Raw genomic sequence first — 16,171 nt, forward strand, 5'->3', positions numbered from 1 at the left:
TTGAATCGGCCGGGTATTTCGGTCTCTTTCCGTGGTAGCCGCACTTCAGGGACAATGGCGGCGATGACTGTCACCGTCCCCAGAGCTTCCCCCGGCCCGCTTCCCGAGCCGTCGGGCTTCGGCCCCTTCGCTCATCTCACGGTGCCGAACACCCCGCTCTACCGCCACGTGATGCGGGCGTTCCTGAAGGCCAAGGAGCGGTTCGCGGTCCACCTGCGGCCCGAGGACGTGCACACCGCACTGCCGGCGGATGTCCGTCCTGCCGAGCTGGAGGCTGTCGTCGGCGCGCTCGACAAGCTCGTCGGCTGGGGCAATCTGTGGGCGGATCCCGATACCGCCCGGGTGACCGCGGTCGAGGACTTCTACCGGAAGCGGTTCATCTACCAGCTCACAAGGGAGGGGGAGGCCGCCGAGGAGGCGCTGTCCGCCTATGACGAGGCGCTCGGGCGGCGCGGTGCCCTCCAGGCTGTGGCCCTGCACGACATCGTCACCCAGCTTCGCGCCCTTCTCGTCCTGGCTGCCGAGGAGCAGCCGGATCCGGCCAAAGCGCATCTGGCGCTCGACGCGCTGGCCAGCCGGTTCGCCGCGCTCGCCGACAACGCCCGGGCCTTCATGGGATCGCTCCAGCAGACCATCGACCTGCACGATGTCGAGGAGGCGGTCTTCCTCGCGTACAAGGACTGCCTCATCCAGTACCTGGAACGGTTCATCCAGGATCTGATCACGCTGGGCGGGCGGATCGCGCGGCTGATCCTGGAGCTGGAGGAGGACGGGAGAGTGGAGCCCCTGCTTCGCGCAGCCGCCGGGCGGGAAGCCGTCGACGCCTCGCCGGAGGATGCCGCGAACGCGGAGCGGGAGATGTACGAGCGGTGGGCCGCCCGCTGGTCGGGGCTCGGCGCGTGGTTCATCAGCAGGGACGGGCGCGAATCGCAGGCCAGGCTCCTGCGCGGCCGTGCACTCGGTGCGATTCCCCAGCTCCTCGCCGTCGTACGAGCGCTGAACGAGCGCCGGGCCGGCCGCTCCGACCGGTCGGCCGACTTCCGTACGCTGGCGCGCTGGTTCGCCGAGGCGCCCGACGACGATGCCCGGCACCGGCTGTGGCGGGCTGCCTTCGGCCTCTACCCGGCCCGGCACCTCACCGTCGACGCCGACACCCTCGCCGCCCGCGCGGCGCGGCCCGTCCCGGCTTCCACCTCGTGGGCCGAGGCCGAGCCGTTGCGTATCAGCCCGCAGCTGCGCCGCACCGGCAGCTATGAGCGGCGCGGCAAGCCCCGCAAGGTCGAGGATCGGGAGGAGCTGCGGCGCTCGCTCGCCGAGACCGCTGCCAAGCAGGCCGCCGAGACGGCCGCCGCCCGCGCCCGGCTCGTCACCCATGGAGTCACACGCCTGTCCGGTCTCGGCGAGCTCGACCCGGCCTCCTTCGGACTTTTCCTTCAGCTGCTCGGGGACGCCCTGGCCACATGGCGGCCCGGTATGCGGCACACCACCGCCACCAGCAACGACGGCTCCATGGAGATCAGACTCACCGCACTCGCCGACGGCACGACCGCCGAGGTTCGTACCCCCGGCGGAGTCTTCAGCGGGCCGGACCACCTCATCGAGATCGTCGACCTGACGGACGGAGACGGCCTGACGGACGGAGACGGCCTGACGGACGGAGGCGGCCTGGTGGGCGGAGACGGTCCGGCGGACGGAGAACCTCGACGATGACCACACCACTCGCCGAGGTCCTGGACGGCCAGCACGCCGCCGAGCTGCGCAAAGCCGCCCGTGCCCTGCTCAAGCAGCCACTCCTGCTCGCGCGCGGCCGGTACGCCGACGAGTTCCGCCTCGCTCGCCGGCACGCATCGGAGCTACGTGAGTGGTTCGACCGCAACACCGGCTGGGCGCTCCAGGCGGACACGGAAGCCGCCCGTCTGCGCAAGAGCCCCGGTGTGCTGACCGACCCCACCCACCCCGCACGGGACACGACCCGCGGTGCTGCCCCCTTCACCCGACGCCGCTACGTCCTACTCTGCCTCGCGCTCGCCGCCCTCGAACGCGGCGAGGCCCAGATCGCCCTGGGGCGCCTCGCCGACCAGATCGTCCTCGACGCCGCCGATCCCCGACTCGCCGCGACGGGGATCGAGTTCGCCCTGGAACGCCGAGACGAGCGCCTCGATCTCGCCGCCGTCGTACGGCTGCTGCTCGGCCTCGGCGTGCTGAGGCGGGTCGCGGGCGAGGAAGAGGCTTACGTCAGCGGGGCGGGCGACGTCCTGTACGACGTCGAACGCCGGGTCCTCGCCGGGCTCCTGGCCTCTCGCCGCGGCCCCTCCAACGTCCACGCAGAAGCCTTTGACGACCGGCTTACCGAACTCGTTGCCGAAACCGCCCTGGACAGCGACGAGCTGCGCTTCCGCGCGATGCGCCGCTCGCTCACCCGCAGGCTCCTCGATGACCCAGTGCTCTACTACGACGACCTGAGCGACGCCGAACTCGGGTACCTCACCAGGCAGCGCGGCTTCCTCACCGTCCGGATCACCGAGCTGACCGGACTGGTCGCCGAGGTGCGGGCCGAGGGGATCGCCATGGTCGACCCCGAGGACGACCTCACCGACCTCCGCATGCCCGAACAGGGCACCTACGGCCATGTCACCCTGCTGCTCGCCGAGCACCTGGCCGCCGCCGAGGGCCCCGTCGATCTCGATGAGCTTGCCCTCCGAGTCCGTGGACTCGCCTCCCAGCACGGCGGATTCTGGTCGAAGTCCGCCAGGGAGCCAGGCATGGAGACCGAGCTCGTCGAACAGGCCGTCGCCCGGCTCGCCGCGCTCGGCCTGGTCTCCCGTACTCCGTACGCGGTCGTGGTGCGACCTGCCCTCGCCCGGTACGCGATCGGCGAGACCGTCATCCGCGAACCCGGCTCCGCCCCCGTGCCTCCGCAGCGAAAGGCCACTTCGTGACCCGCCTCCCCACCCCGCGGCGTTCCCGCTGGCAACCCCTGCGCATCGGGCTCGTCGACCTGTTCCACTACGACGTGGAGGAGTTCCACTTCCGGGACGGGCGCCTGTTGCTGCGCGGCAACAACGGCACCGGTAAGTCCAAGGTGCTCGCCCTGACCCTGCCGTTCCTGCTCGACGGCGACCTCAGCGCGCGTCGTGTCGAACCCGACGGCGACCCGGGCAAGCGGATGGAATGGAACTTGCTGCTCGGTGGCGAGCACCCGCATTCCGAACGGCTCGGCTACACCTGGATCGAGTTCGGCAGGGTCGACGACGCGACCGGCGAGCAGCACTTCCGTACGCTGCTGTGCGGGCTCAAGGCTGTCAGCGGGCGGGGTATCGCCCGACACTGGTACGCCGTCACCCGCCAGCGCCTCGACCACGTCTCCACCGAACGAACGGAGGAGACCTTCCGGCTCCTCGACGCCACCGGCACGGCCCTGTCCAGGGACCGCCTTGCCGAGGCCGTCGCCGGGCACGGCATGCTGTACGACCAGGCCAAGGCCTACCGCAGGGCCGTCGACGAAGCGCTCTTCGGTCTCGGAGAGCAGCGCTACGCGGCCCTGGTCGACCTGCTCATCCAGCTGCGCCAGCCCCAGCTCTCCAAGCGGCCCAACGAAGCCGCTCTCTCCCGCGCCCTCACCGAGGCGCTGCCGCCCGTGGACCAGGCCGTCATCGCCGACGTGGCCGAGGCGTTCCGCTCCCTGGACGAGGAGAAGGACGAGCTGGCCGCCGCATCCGCCGCCGAGCGGGCCGCCTCCGCCTTCCTGGAGCACTACCGGCGGTACGCCCGGATCGCCACCCGGCGCCGCGCCCGGCTCCCTCGCGCCGAGCACTCCCGCTACGAGCGCGTGCAGCGAGATCTGACCGAGGACCAGGAGCGCCGAACCCGGGCCGAGGAGAAGCGAGCGGCGGCCGAAGAGGAGATCGGCTCCCTGGCCGAGACCGGGGAACGGCTGCGGGCCCAGGAGACAGCGCTGCGCGAGGCGCCCGAGATGCGCGACGCCCGAGAGCTGGAGCACGCCGCCCAGGCCGTGACACGAACCGGGCAGGCGGCGGACCGGGCCCGGGAGGACCGGCAGCAGGCGGACGCCCTCCACGCCAAGGCCCTCGGGCGGCTCGGCACCGCCGACAACCGGCTGCGCGCGGCGCGGGGCCGGGCCGAAGAGACCAGTGCCCACGCGCGGGAACAGGCAGCCGCCGCGCACGTCGCCCTGCCGGCGGACGACCTGCTGCCCGAGCCCGCATCGCGGCGCGCCGTCGAGGAAGCCACGGACCGCGCCCGGCGGGCGCTCGACCACATCGAGGGCCGCCTCGAAGCGTCCGAGCAGGCCGCCGGCGCGCACCGTCGGGCGTCGGGCCGTCTCGACGAGGCGGAGAGCGACCTCGCGCTGGCCGCCGAGACTCACGGCGAGGCGGAGGAGAATGCGGCGCGGGCGGGCCGGGCCCTCCTGGACGACGTACGCGAACGCGCCCGCGCCTGGCAGGAGCTGGCCTACGCCGACGTGAACGGCCTCCTGGACGAACTCCAGGAGTGGACCTGTCACCTCGACGGCCCCTACCCGACGCGGGTCTGTGCCACCCGGGCGCACACCGCCCGCTCGGTGGACCTCGCCGACCAGGCGGCCGAAGCCGCCCGCGCGACCACGGAGCTGGCAGAGCGCACCGCCGAGGCCCGTCGCGAACTCACCGCACTGGAAGCCGGTACCGGACGCGAACCCCGGCCCCCGGCGACGCGCACCCCCGGCCTGCGCGAGGCGCTGCCGGGCGCGCCGCTCTGGCGCCTGGTCGACTTCCGTGACGGACTGCCCGAAGCCAGCCGTGCCGGGCTCGAAGCGGCACTCGAAGCCTCCGGCCTCCTCGACGCCTGGGTGCTGCCCGACGGCTCCGCCCTCGCCGCGAACGGCCACGATGTCCTCCTCTCCCCGCCGAACGGACCGGTGAGCGGCCCCTCACTGGCAGACGTGCTGTGCCCTGTCGTGGAGCACAGCGATGGACAAGCCCCTGTCCTGGACGAGACGACGGTGGCGCGACTGCTCGCCGCCATCGGCCTCGACGGCGGGGGAGGAGCCACGACATGGGCGGCACCCGACGGGCGTTTCCGGATCGGCGCCCTCACCGGTACATGGGCCAAGCCCGCCGCCACCTACATCGGCGAGGGCGCACGCGAAGCAGCGCGCCGGGCTCGGGTCGCGGCGCTCGGCATCGAACTCGCCTCCCTGCGTGAGGAGTCGGAGAATCTCGCGGCTCGGTCCGCCGTGATCGCGGCACGTCGGCGCACGCTCGACGCCGAGCTCGCCGACGTCCCCGACGAGTCGCCGCTCACCAGGGCACACGCGCTCGTCAGCGCCGCCGCCGAGACCGTACGCAAGGCGCGTGCCCGGTATGAGGGGCGTGCCACCGAGGTCATCGAGGTGGCTGAGCTCGCCGAGCGGGCCGCCGCTGAGCTCACCGAGGCCGCCGCTGATCTGGGGCTGCCCGCCGACCTGGCCGGACTCACCGCCGTACGTCACGCCCTCGGCTCCCTCGCCACCGCGCTGGCGGCTCTGTGGCCCGCGCTGCGCGAACGGGGGGAGGCCGCACGGCAGGTGGACGACGAGCGTGCCGAGGCGGCCGAGGTGGAGCAGCGGGTCGTCGACCTCACCCTGCGGGCCGAAGAGGCGGCGCGCGAGGCGGCGGCGGCCGACGAGCGGCACCGGACTCTGCGCTCCACCGTCGGCGCCGCCGTCGCCGAACTCCAACGGCGCCTCGCCGAGACGACCGAGGCACAGCGGATCTGTGAGACCGACCGGAAGAACGCCGGGCAGCGTCACGCCCTGGCGGACCGGGAGGCGAGCCGGGCCGAGGGGCGGATCGAGCAGCTGGAAAAGGACCTCGCCGAAGCCGTGGACGCACGTGCGGAGGCCATCGTCGCGCTCCAGCGCTTCACGACCACCGGCCTGGTCGCGGTCGCGCTGCCCGAGGTCACCGTCCCCGCCTCGGACGACGGCCACTGGGCCGCGACCCCGGCCATCACGCTCGCCCGCGCCATCGAATCCGGCCTGTCGTCCACCGACGACACGGACGCCGCCTGGGAACGCGTCCAGCGCCGGCTCAGCGAGGAACTCAAAACCCTGCAGGACACCCTGTCCCGGCACGGGCACAGCGCCTCTGCCCGCATGGTCGAGGACGGCATGGTCGTCGACATCGTCTACCAGGGCCGTGAGCGGGCCGTACCCGAACTCGCCGAGGCGCTCGCCACGGAAGTCGGCGAGCTCACCCGCATCCTGTCCGCGCACGAACGCGAGATCCTCGAAACCCACCTGATCACCGAGGTCGCCGGCACCCTCCAGGAACTCATCGGTGCCGCCGAACGACAGGTGCGGGACATGAACACCGAACTGGAGGACCGTCCCACCTCCACCGGCATGAGGCTCCGGCTGGTGTGGCGGGCCTCGCGCAAGGCCCCGTCCGGACTGGCCCAAGCCCGCGAGAGGCTGCGCCAGTCCCCGGACGCCTGGACTCCGGAGGACCGCGCGGCGGTGGGCGAGTTCCTCCAGGCCCAGATCGCCCGCCAACAGTCCGACGACGGCTCGGGCAGTTGGCTCGATCACCTCACGGCCGCGCTCGACTACCGCTCCTGGCACGAATTCGGCGTCGAACGCCACCAGCACGGGCGCTGGGTCCCGGCCACCGGCCCGGCCTCCGGCGGCGAACGCGTCCTCGCCGTGTCTGTACCGCTGTTCGCCGCCGCCTCCTCGCACTACACAAGCGCGGGCAGCCCGCACGCGCCCCGCCTGGTCACCCTGGACGAGGCGTTCGCCGGCGTGGACGACGACTCCCGCGCCAAGTGCCTCGGCCTCCTGAGCGCCTTTGACCTCGATGTGGTCATGACCAGCGAACGGGAGTGGGCCTGCTACCCGCAGGTGCCCGGCATCGCCATCGCTCAACTGTCCCGGATCGACGAGGTGGCGGCGGTACTCGTCACCCGCTGGGAGTGGGACGGTACGAGACGACAGCGTCGCGAGGATCCCGTACGTAACGCGCCCCAGGCCACGCCTCGTGCAGAGGAGCCCGAGCCACTGTGGAACTGAGCCACGGGCATGAGCCCGAGATCGGAGCGGTCGACGGCACGAGGCTCACTCGGCTGCTCGGTGCACCGGAACTTGCCTGGCTCGTCGAGCGAGCGCGCCGACGTCTGGTGACCGGACAGCCCCTGACCGGTTCCGTGTCTCTGGGCGATCCCACTCCGGCTCAGCGGGCAGCGGTCGAACGACTTCTCGCCCGAGCTCCTGGTGGCGGCAGGACCCTGACGGTACGGCTGGACGCGGTCGACGCCGTACTACGCCGTTCGGGCGTAAGCCCGAATGGCCTCGCCGCTGCGGTCGAGGCACTCACGGGACCTGTCACATCGCTCGCCCAGACCCGCCAAGAGGAGGAGGATGCCTGGAAACGGGCGCACGCGCCGCTCGACGAGCTCGTCGTTTCGGTCCCCGCGCTTGCGGAGTGGGCGGCCCGGATACGCGCCGACGGCCTCGCGCGGCGTCTGGGACGCACTCCAGATGTCACGCTCGGCCTGCTCACCGGGGTGTGCACCGCGCTGAGCGCGCTCCCCGCCGTCCCGATCGTCTCGCAACCTGCCTTCGCCGCCCGGGTCCTCGGCTGGGCCCACGCTCTTGACGACGGCACACCGCTGGCCACCCTCACCCTGTCCGGGGCCCGTGCGCTGACCGGCTTCCACGACGGTCAGGGCGCCGAATGGCGACGCGAGGCGTGGGCCGCGGTGGGACTGTTGCGGGATGAGCTGTCCTCGACCGTACTGACCCTGAACCTGCGCGGCACCCCAGCCCTGGACCGCCTGGCTGAAGACGGCGAACCCTGCGTGCTCACCCTTCGCCAGCTCACCCGCAGGCCCCCGGCCGTCGCCGCTCCCATGGTGCGGATCTGCGAGAACCCGACCGTCCTCGCGGCGGCGGCCGACGCGCTCGGCGCTGCCTGTCCGCCCCTCGTCTGTCTCCAGGGCCAGCCTTCCGCCGCCGCCCTCACGCTGCTCCGGGGGCTGCACGACCACGGAGCGGCCCTGTACTACCACGGGGACTTCGACTGGGGCGGACTCCGGATCGCCGGCATCCTTCACCGCCGCGTCCCATGGCGGCCCTGGCGCTACACGGCTGCGGACTACCGCGCCGCCGTGCTCCGCAGCGCTTCACCTCCGCTGTCCCCGCTCGTCAGCACTCCGACGGAGACCCCCTGGGAGCCGGCACTCGCTGCGGCCGTCGCCGAACTCGGTGTTCGTGTCGAGGAGGAGAGGGAACTGGAGCTGCTGCTGTCCGATCTCGGATGAGGACCGTGACACGGCCCGGTTCTGAGGTGATCACTGGAAGACCGGCGTCGCAAGCGGCGGTGAGTGACTTGTGGACCTCGCGGTCGCGTTGGGCGGTCTTGACAGGCCTTCGCCGTCCAGTGATGAAGGTGCGTTGCTCGCGTGCCTGCCCCGATTTCGGAGGAGGTCAAGTTGATGAGCTCGCCCTGCCCGGTGGCTGGCTCAGGGCCATCAAGGAGCTGTAGGTGTGTGCTGAAAGATCGCACGTAGCGTCCATAGCGCGCGTAGTGCACGTTGATCTCCGTGGGGACGGGTTCGACACGGTCTTGTTCCTCCAGGACGAGGAATTCGCATCTCTGGCTCTGGGCCGTGATGGTGAAGTGAGGTGGTCCGCTTCGCAGGCGATGCGTTGGCGGTACCGCATTCGCTGTGCCGATCACGGCGGTGTGCCCCGCCTCCCGCAGCCCCATGGGGCTCCTGCGCCCGGGTCTTCGCGGCGGTCCGTTCGAAGGACTGGTCGTCCGGGGCCTCGGCGGCCAGGTTGGCGCGCGCCTGCTCCAGCGAGATGAACGACGTCGCGATGCGTACCTGGACGGTCCTGGTTCCGGAGGGGAAGCGTACGTACGCGGACAGGTCGCCGGCGGTGCGTTCGTTCTGGCCCTCGTGCAGCTTCGCGCCGGTGGCGGTGCCGTGGCTGTCGAAGGCGGTGTCGAAGCGGGCGACGAAGTAGCCCTTGAAGTTGGAGGCCTTGAAGGGGCCGAGCTTGCTGTCCTGCCGGTCGGGGTTGTAGCCGGTGATCTCCCGGGCGGCGGGATCCACGTGCACCTTGCCGGTGATGCCCGAACGGGTCGCCTGCAGAACGAAGTTGGTGTCAGTGTCGGCCGGATAGGTCGTACGCAACAGGCCCACGCGCGACGTCCCGGTCATCTCCGTCTTCAGCGTCCGGCCCGAACCGGCCCGCATCCGGACCGAGTAGCGGTCGGCGGCGGCCTGCTCGTCGGCGTGGCTGAACGGCAGCGCCCGGTCGTCGGCCGCCGTCTTCACCGTCCCGATGCCGGGCATTCCCGTCACGTAGCCGGAGTCGCCCATCCAGATCGCCGGCTGGTGGGTGCCGATGAAGCCGCCGATCTTCTTGTCGTCGTAGTGGTACGGGGTGCGGCTGACGTAGTTCTGCCGGGTCATCGGCGACCAGCGGGTCATGGCGAACGGCGGGGCGGTGCTCGGGATCATCCCGCCGTAATCGGCGTCGCGTTTGCCCGAGGTGCCGATGAACGGGTTGACCAGGTCCACGTTGGCCCGTCCTGTGCCCACCCGGGCGGTGGCGGACGGTGACGGCGGCGGGGGCGAACGCCACCACCAGTGCCGTCGCGACAACCAGGGCCCGCGCGAGGAGGGCCAGGGATCTTCCGTTGCGCATCAAGACTTCCTCCACTGTGGAGACATCGTTGTCAGAGTGCCGTGGCCGGGGCTGGGCCGAGGACGCAGTCGAGGTAGGGATTGGCGAAGAGTCCGGTTGGGTCAAGGGCGTCGCGCAGGGCCGCGAAGTCGTCGAAATGGGGGTAGCGGGGGCGCAGGGCCGCAGCGTCGAGGGCGTGCATCTTGCCCCAGTGGGGGCGGCCGCCGTAGGAGCCGAGGATGTCCTCGCACGCCTGGAAGTATCGGCGGTACGCCATGCGGTGGTACTGGTGGAAAGCGACGTAGCAGGTCTCGCGCCCCTGTGCCGTGGAGAGCCAGATGTCGTCGGCTGCGGCGAACCGGACCTCCAGCGGGAAGGAAACCCGCTCGTCGTGGGTGCGGATCCAGCGCCCGATCTCCCTGAGCGCCTCGCAGGACCGCTCGCGGGGAATGGCGAACTCACCCTTGTGGAAGCGTACTTCGCGAGGTGAGGCGAAGACGCTCGGGGAGAGGTCGGTCCACTCCCGGGTGGACATCGCCCGTGCGGCGAGCCCGGTGATCGGCGGCACCAAGGAAGGGAGCCTCGTGCGGGTCGATGTCCCCCGTGGTCTCCAGTGCGAGGCTGTGCTCGGCGAGGAGCGGGCCGAGCTTCCACAGTGGCATTCCAGCCTCGACGGTGACCAGGCCGCTCGCTCGGTCGACGGCATACAGGCCGTCCATACGGTCGAGGCGCAGTTGGACGCCGGGAGCCACGGCGACGGGACTGAAGGAGTGCCCGGCACCCACCGCCTTGACCCGCTGTCCGTCCAGGACCGCGTCCCGGACGGCTTGAGCCACCTCGGCCGAGCTCCCCGGCCGACGGACGCGCGCGGGCCGGACCTCTTCGTTGCCTGCCCAGTTGCGCCATGACTCGGTCATTGCGAGAAGTCCCCTCGTCCGCGTCGGCGGCTCAGCCGCGCTGCGCACGGATGAGGTCGCGGTACCACGCGAAGGACGCCTTCGGGGTGCGGACCTGGGTGTCGTGGTCGACGTGGACGAGGCCGAAGCGCTGGTGGAAGCCCTCGCCCCATTCGAAGTTGTCGATCAGGGTCCAGGTGAAGTAGCCGCGGACGTCCACGCCTTGGGCCACGGCGGCGTCGACGGCCTGGAGGTGGGTGTCCAGGTAGTCGATGCGGTCGTGGTCGAGGACGGCGCCGTCCGCGGTGACGACGTCCTCGACCGAGCAGCCGTTCTCGGTGATGTAGACGGGCGGGAGTGCCGGGTAGCGCTCCTTGAGGCCGACGAGCAGTTCCCGTAGGCCGTCGGGGACAACGGGCCAGTCGAAGGCGGTGCGACGGAAACCCTCGATGGGGGCGTCCTCGAAGGGCAGCCCTTCGGACGTCGGCGCCTGGATGCGGGTCGGGTTGTAGTAGTTGATGCCGAGCGCGTCCGGCGGGGCCGAGATCAGTTCGAGGTCACCGTCCTGGACGGAGCCGCCGAGGGTGGCGTCGGCACCGAAGGCGGACAGGTCGGGGTAGGTGCCCGTGAAGATCGGGTCGTTGAACAGGCGGTTGTGCAGGGCGTCGTAGGCGCCCGCGGCGGCGATGTCGGCAGCCGCGTCCGATGCGGGCCAGACCGGGGTGCAGTTGTTGGCGATCATCACCTGGAGACCGCGCGCCTGCAGTTCTTTCAACGCCAGGCCATGGGCCAGCAGCTGATGGTGGGCGACGGGCAGGCAGTCCAGGAAGAGGGCGCGGCCGGGCGCATGGGTCCCGAGGCCATAGCCCCAGACCGTGTGGATGAACGGCTCGTTGAGCGTGATCCACTTCTCGACGCGGTCGCCGAGCCGGTCGGCCACGACCGCGGCGTACTCGGCGAAGCGGTACGCGGTATCGCGGTTCAGCCAGCCGTCTTCGTCCTCAAGGCCCTGGGGGAGGTCCCAGTGGTAGAGGGTCGGGACGGGTTCGACGCCGCGTGCGAGCAGGCCGTCGACCAGCCGGTCGTAGAAGTCCAGGCCCTGGAGGTTGACCTCGCCCGTGCCGGTCGGCCGGATCCTGGGCCAGGCGATGGAGAAGCGGTAGCCGGTGAGGCCGGCCTCGGCCATCAGCGCGAGGTCCTCCTCGTACCGGTGGTAGTGGTCGCAGGCCACGTCACCGGTGTGCCCGTCGCGGACCGTACCGGGGCGGGCGGTGAAGGTGTCCCAGATCGACGGCCCGCGGCCGTCCTCCTCGGTGGCGCCCTCGATCTGGTACGACGCCGTCGAGGCGCCCCAGATGAAGTCGGCGGGGAGATGGTTCAGCGTCACGACTAACCTCCTGAAACATGAGCTTAGCTCACGTTAGCTGTTTCGATGGGATGATGGAAGCGTGAATCAAGACCGCAATGCAGGGACACTGCGCAGGCTGCCGGTGCAGAAGCGCAGCGCCGAACGCTTCGAACGGCTGCTTGATGCCTGCGCCGAACTCCTGGACGAGGTCGGTTATGCCGCGCTGACCACCAAGGAGGTGGCCCGCAGGGCCGACGTGCCCATCGGCACCCTCTACCAGTTCTTCTCCGACAAGGAGGGGCTGATCGGTGCGCTCGCCGTCCGCAACCTGGAGTCCTTCATGGCGCGGGTCGCGGGCCGCCTTGAGCGCGAGGAGCCCGAAGGCATTCCGGGCGTCGTGGAGGTGACCGTCGACGAGTTCGTCATCATGCGCCGGACGATCGCCGGGTTCGGCGTGGTCGACTTCGGCGCGGTGGGACAGGACCACGTCCTGGAGCCGACCCTGGACAACAACACCGCGGTAGCCGGCAGGCTGCGCTCACTCACCGCCTCCCTGACCGGGGGGCAGGACGACGCCGAAATCGACTTCGCTGTGAGGGTGGCGCTCGAATGCGCGGACAGCGTGCTGAAACTGGCGTTCGCCACCGATCCGCAGGGTGACGCCCGGCTGATCGCCGAGTGCAAACGCGTTCTCAACAGCTATTTGAACGACCGGCTCCGATGACACGCGCCGGCCCGGCTCAGCGGACGCTCCTGACCTTCCAGACCATGGCCGCGCCCAGTACGGACAGGCCCGCGGAGCAGAGGAACAGCGAGCGGTAGCCGCCCAGACCGCCGAGCACGACCGAGGCGATGGGGGGAACCAGGACATATGGCAGGGACGTCATCAGGTTGGCCAGCGCCATGTCCTTGCTGCGGTCTGCCGAGGCGGGCAGCACCTCAGTGATCAAGGCGGTGTCGACGGACAGGTACACGCCGTAGCCCAGGCCCAGGATGACGGCCGCGACCAGCGTCATGGTCCACGTGGGCGACAGCGCGAGGGGGAGCGCGGCGACGGCCATCGTGACGCCGCCGAGGAAGACCAGCATCCGTCGCCTGCCCAGCCTGTCGGAGAGCCAGCCGCCGAGCACGACCGTCGAGACCGTGGCCACGGAGTTGACGCCGATCACGATGAGCAGGCCGTCGTCGGTCGACCGGCCGGGGAACAACTTCTCGTAGTGCAGTACGTCATCCAGGAAGTACGGCAGGTAGAGCGTGCCGAGGCCATAGCCGAGGCCCATGGCGAACCGGGAGCTCATCGCCCAGATGAAGTCGGGGTGCTCGCGCGGGCTGATCCGGTAGCCGTCCAGGAAGGTGCGCAGCGAGAACGGCTCGCGTTGCTGTACGGGAAGCGGCGGATCCTTCATGGTGGCCGCGAACAGCAGGATCAGCAGCGGAAATGCGGCAAGCAGCAGGTACTGCGCGGAGAAGCTCGCGACCAGGCCGATCAGCAGGCCGCCCACGATGAGTCCGCCGGCCTGCGGGGCCGTGGCCCAGCCGAGGACCACACCGCGCTGACCGGCCGGGACCTGGTCGGGCACCACCGGGGAGAGTCCGGCACCGATGATCATGCAGGCGGCGGACAGCGCGAAGGAGCCGATCGCGACGCCGGCAACCGTTGTCTGGAGACCGAGGAAGACCAGCACCGCCATGTAGATCAGGGCGCCGACGACCATCCACGGCCGGCGCCGGCCGAACCGGCTGGTGGTGCGGTCGCTGAGGGCGCCGGCCAGCGGCGCGAGGACGATTCCCGAGATCGCTCCCATCACGCTGACCCAGGCGTAACTGCCGACCTTTCCCGCTGGATCGATCTCGGCGATCTGCTCGGGCATCAGGAGCGTGGTCGGCACCAGCATCGGGATGAACAAGCCGACGTTGCCCAGGACGTACAGGGTGATCCAGCCGTGGCCGACCGGGCGGACGGGCTCGGCGAGGGCCTCGGACCGCTCGGGGGCGAGGCTCATCGGGGCACTCTCCTGAGATGGACGAGCTCGCTCGTCCAGTCGAAGGGCAGCAACGGCGGCAGGCCGTGGCCGAGCAGGACGGCGCCCGCGTGGACGGCGCCGGTGGTCTCGTCCCGGTAGTGGGCATCGGGGTCGAGACCCTTCAGCCGGGTTCGGGCGACCGACCGCGCGGATGCGGACGGCTGGAACTGGAAGACGACGACTTCGTCCTCGGTGACGTACTGCACCGCGTCGTGCTCAAGCCGGTACTGGACGCCCCCGTGCACCACGGGCCGGATCCGCTTGTACTCCTCGACGAGCATCCGGGCCCAGCCGCGATCCTCCTCGCTCCACTTCCTGAGGTCGCCGCCGATGCCCATCGCCCCGGCCATCGAGACATGGAAGCGGTACCGGATCGGGGTCGCGCGGGCGGTGAAGGCGTGCGGGCTGTCGGTGACCCATGCGCCCATGGTCCGGGCGGGCAGCAGCTGACCGTGGCCGTGCTGGATGGCGATCCGGTCGACAGCGTCGGTGTTGTCCGACGTCCAGACCTGGTCGGCGCGGGCCAGTACACCGAGGTCGGCCCGGCCTCCGCCGCCCGCGCACGACTCCAGGTACAGGCCGGGGCGGGCGGCGCGCAACCGGTCCATCACCTCGTAGACCCCGAGGGTGTGCTCGATCCAGACCCGGTCGGGGTCGGCGGCCCCGGGCTGCCCAGCCTCGCTGAAGGGCCGGTTCATGTCCCATTTGAGGAAGGCCACGTCCAGCTCGGTGACGGTCCTGACCAGCCATTCAACCGCCCATTCCCGGACGTCGCGGCGGGCGAAGTTCAGCACGTGCTGGTTGCGGCGCTGCGTACGGGCCCGGCCTTCCTGGTGGAGGATCCAGTCGGGGTGCGTACGGAAGAGGTCGCTGTCGGGGTTGACCGCCTCGGGTTCCACCCACAGGCCGAATCCCATGCCGAGCGCGCGTACTTGATCGGCGAGCGGGCCCAGACCGTCCGGGAAGCGGTCGGGGTGGGGCCACCAGTCGCCGAGCCCGGCCCGGTCGCTGGTGCGGGCGCCGAACCACGCGTCGTCCACGACGAAGACCTCGACGCCGACGCCCGCGGCCAGCTCGGCCAGTTCCCGCTGCTGCTTCTCGCTGATGTCGAACTCGGTCGCCTCCCACGAGTTGAAGATGAGAGGCCGTTCGGCGGGACGGGCGGGGAGCACCTGACGCTCGATGTAGGCGTGCCAGCGGCGGCTGGTGCCGCCGAAGCCGTCGGGGGCGTACAGCCCGGTGAAGACGGGGGTCTCCAGTCGCTCACCGGCGTCCAGCTTCCAGACCAGCCCCTCGTGCCCGAATCCGCCGGTCCAGGAGGCGCGGCCGTAGGGGTCGCGGCGCAGGGTGATGCGGCGGCTGCCGCTCCAGGCCAGGGCAGTGCTCCAGACCTCGCCGTGCTCCTCGGTGGCGTCCTGCGCGTCGAGCATCAGCCAGGGTCCGGCGTGCGGTCCCGTGATACCGAGTCGGCTGGTGAACACGGTCTCGCCGACGGGCACCCGGTCGCGCCGAAGCTGGAACTCCCGGGCCCATTCGCCCATCACATGGCTGACCCGGTAGTCGTCGCGGGCGGGCAGCGTCCAGGCGGCGGAGTCGAACCGCAGGACGTCCACCGGTTCCCCCGCGGTGAGGACGGCCCAGCGCTCGATCTGGTCATGGTCGTCCCGGACCCGGTAGTTGAGGTCGAGGTCGAGGGAACGGACCCGGTCGGTGAAGGAGAGCGTGAGCAGGTCGTCCTCGACGGTGTACGAGACGAACCGCCATGCGAAGCCGCGGACACCGTCGCTGAACCGGACGGTCAGCGACGGCGCGCCGAACCGCAGCCCCCCCTCCACCACATACTCCTCACCGCCGGGATCGTCGCCGCCCGGATCCTCGGCGGGCAGGTCGGCCGCGACCGAGACGGCCTGTTCCAGGCTCAGCGGCCGGCCCCAGTGCGCGTGCCGGGGGACGTCGTCGGCATCCAACCGGAAGGCGTACGAGGTGCCGGGAGTGCTCAGAAGCCAGAGGCGGGCTTCGGGGTGATGAGTGATCACGTAGTTCCTCAAATATGAGTTCGGCTCATGTTCTGCTCGTACGGTAGGCAGTCGAGCCCGCGCTGCCAAGCCCCTGGCAGCCGAAAACCGGCCGGGGCCAGCCGGATCAGGAGAACCTCGGCCGGCCCCGGCCCTGGGCACCGCCTCATGGGCGGCTCAGCCGGCGTGAGCGCCGACCTCGCGCAGAGAGC

General features: G+C 71.0%; 10 protein-coding genes and 1 pseudogene. 5 read left to right on the forward strand and 6 right to left on the reverse strand.

Features of this window, described 5'->3' with window-relative positions; translation table 11 throughout:
• The first annotated feature begins 63 nt into the window (after positions 1–63).
• The 4 genes from AADR41_RS00100 to AADR41_RS00115 are packed head-to-tail and all read left to right on the forward strand — an operon-like array spanning position 64 to position 8,301.
• Complete coding sequence (locus AADR41_RS00100) at positions 64–1,710, forward strand: TIGR02677 family protein (RefSeq protein WP_342279268.1); 1,647 nt, start codon at positions 64–66, stop codon at positions 1,708–1,710.
• On the forward strand, positions 1,707–2,939 hold the full coding sequence (locus AADR41_RS00105) for a TIGR02678 family protein (RefSeq protein ID WP_342279269.1): 1,233 nt from the start codon (positions 1,707–1,709) through the stop codon (positions 2,937–2,939). Before AADR41_RS00100 ends, AADR41_RS00105 begins: the two co-directional genes overlap by 4 nt.
• A complete protein-coding gene (locus AADR41_RS00110) occupies positions 2,936–7,051 on the forward strand; it encodes a TIGR02680 family protein (protein ID WP_342279270.1) in 4,116 nt (1,371 codons plus the stop codon). Before AADR41_RS00105 ends, AADR41_RS00110 begins: the two co-directional genes overlap by 4 nt.
• A complete protein-coding gene (locus AADR41_RS00115; protein ID WP_342279271.1) occupies positions 7,042–8,301 on the forward strand; it encodes a TIGR02679 family protein in 1,260 nt (419 codons plus the stop codon). Before AADR41_RS00110 ends, AADR41_RS00115 begins: the two co-directional genes overlap by 10 nt.
• Positions 8,302–8,511: 210 nt before the next feature.
• Here the strand turns inward: AADR41_RS00115 and AADR41_RS00120 are convergent, their stop codons facing one another.
• The 4 genes and pseudogenes from AADR41_RS00120 to AADR41_RS00135 form a co-directional block, all read right to left on the reverse strand.
• Complete coding sequence (locus AADR41_RS00120) at positions 8,512–9,570, reverse strand: hypothetical protein (protein ID WP_342279272.1); 1,059 nt, start codon at positions 9,568–9,570, stop codon at positions 8,512–8,514.
• A 158-nt stretch (positions 9,571–9,728) separates the two neighbouring features.
• Positions 9,729–10,382 (reverse strand): D-arabinono-1,4-lactone oxidase, encoded by a 654-nt coding sequence (locus AADR41_RS00125; RefSeq protein ID WP_446750960.1) that lies wholly within the window; start codon positions 10,380–10,382, stop codon positions 9,729–9,731.
• Positions 10,288–10,593: pseudogene (locus tag AADR41_RS00130) on the reverse strand (FAD-binding protein); the annotation flags it as partial. The pseudogene AADR41_RS00130 and the gene AADR41_RS00125, both read right to left, overlap by 95 nt.
• Positions 10,594–10,624: 31 nt before the next feature.
• Positions 10,625–11,959 (reverse strand): GH1 family beta-glucosidase, encoded by a 1,335-nt coding sequence (locus AADR41_RS00135; protein WP_342279274.1) that lies wholly within the window; start codon positions 11,957–11,959, stop codon positions 10,625–10,627.
• A gap of 61 nt (positions 11,960–12,020) precedes the next feature.
• Between AADR41_RS00135 and AADR41_RS00140 the strand changes: the two genes are divergently transcribed.
• Complete coding sequence (locus AADR41_RS00140) at positions 12,021–12,644, forward strand: TetR/AcrR family transcriptional regulator (protein ID WP_342279275.1); 624 nt, start codon at positions 12,021–12,023, stop codon at positions 12,642–12,644.
• Positions 12,645–12,660: 16 nt separating this feature from the next.
• Here AADR41_RS00140 and AADR41_RS00145 read toward each other — a convergent pair whose 3' ends face one another.
• Together AADR41_RS00145 and AADR41_RS00150 are read right to left on the reverse strand one after the other, a co-directional pair.
• The gene (locus AADR41_RS00145) at positions 12,661–13,923 is read right to left on the reverse strand and encodes an MFS transporter (protein ID WP_342279276.1); all 1,263 of its coding nucleotides are present in this window, start codon (positions 13,921–13,923) and stop codon (positions 12,661–12,663) included.
• Entirely contained in the window at positions 13,920–15,980 is a 2,061-nt protein-coding gene (locus tag AADR41_RS00150; RefSeq protein ID WP_342279277.1) for an alpha-galactosidase, read from the reverse strand. Before AADR41_RS00150 ends, AADR41_RS00145 begins: the two co-directional genes overlap by 4 nt.
• Positions 15,981–16,171: the final 191 nt, after the last annotated feature.

Origin of the sequence: Streptomyces sp. CLV115, from assembly GCF_038448545.1 — a bacterium.
Classification (GTDB): domain Bacteria; phylum Actinomycetota; class Actinomycetes; order Streptomycetales; family Streptomycetaceae; genus Streptomyces; species Streptomyces sanglieri.

What these genes read in the sequence shown, in the direction of transcription:
- AADR41_RS00100 (WP_342279268.1), top strand. Translation starts at nt 64, where the DNA reads ATGACTGTCACCGTCCCCAGAGCTTCCCCCGGCCCGCTTCCCGAGCCG.
- AADR41_RS00105 (WP_342279269.1), top strand. Translation starts at nt 1,707, where the DNA reads ATGACCACACCACTCGCCGAGGTCCTGGACGGCCAGCACGCCGCCGAG.
- AADR41_RS00125 (WP_446750960.1), bottom strand. Translation starts at nt 10,382, where the DNA reads ATGCCGTCGACCGAGCGAGCGGCCTGGTCACCGTCGAGGCTGGAATGC.
- AADR41_RS00145 (WP_342279276.1), bottom strand. Translation starts at nt 13,923, where the DNA reads ATGAGCCTCGCCCCCGAGCGGTCCGAGGCCCTCGCCGAGCCCGTCCGC.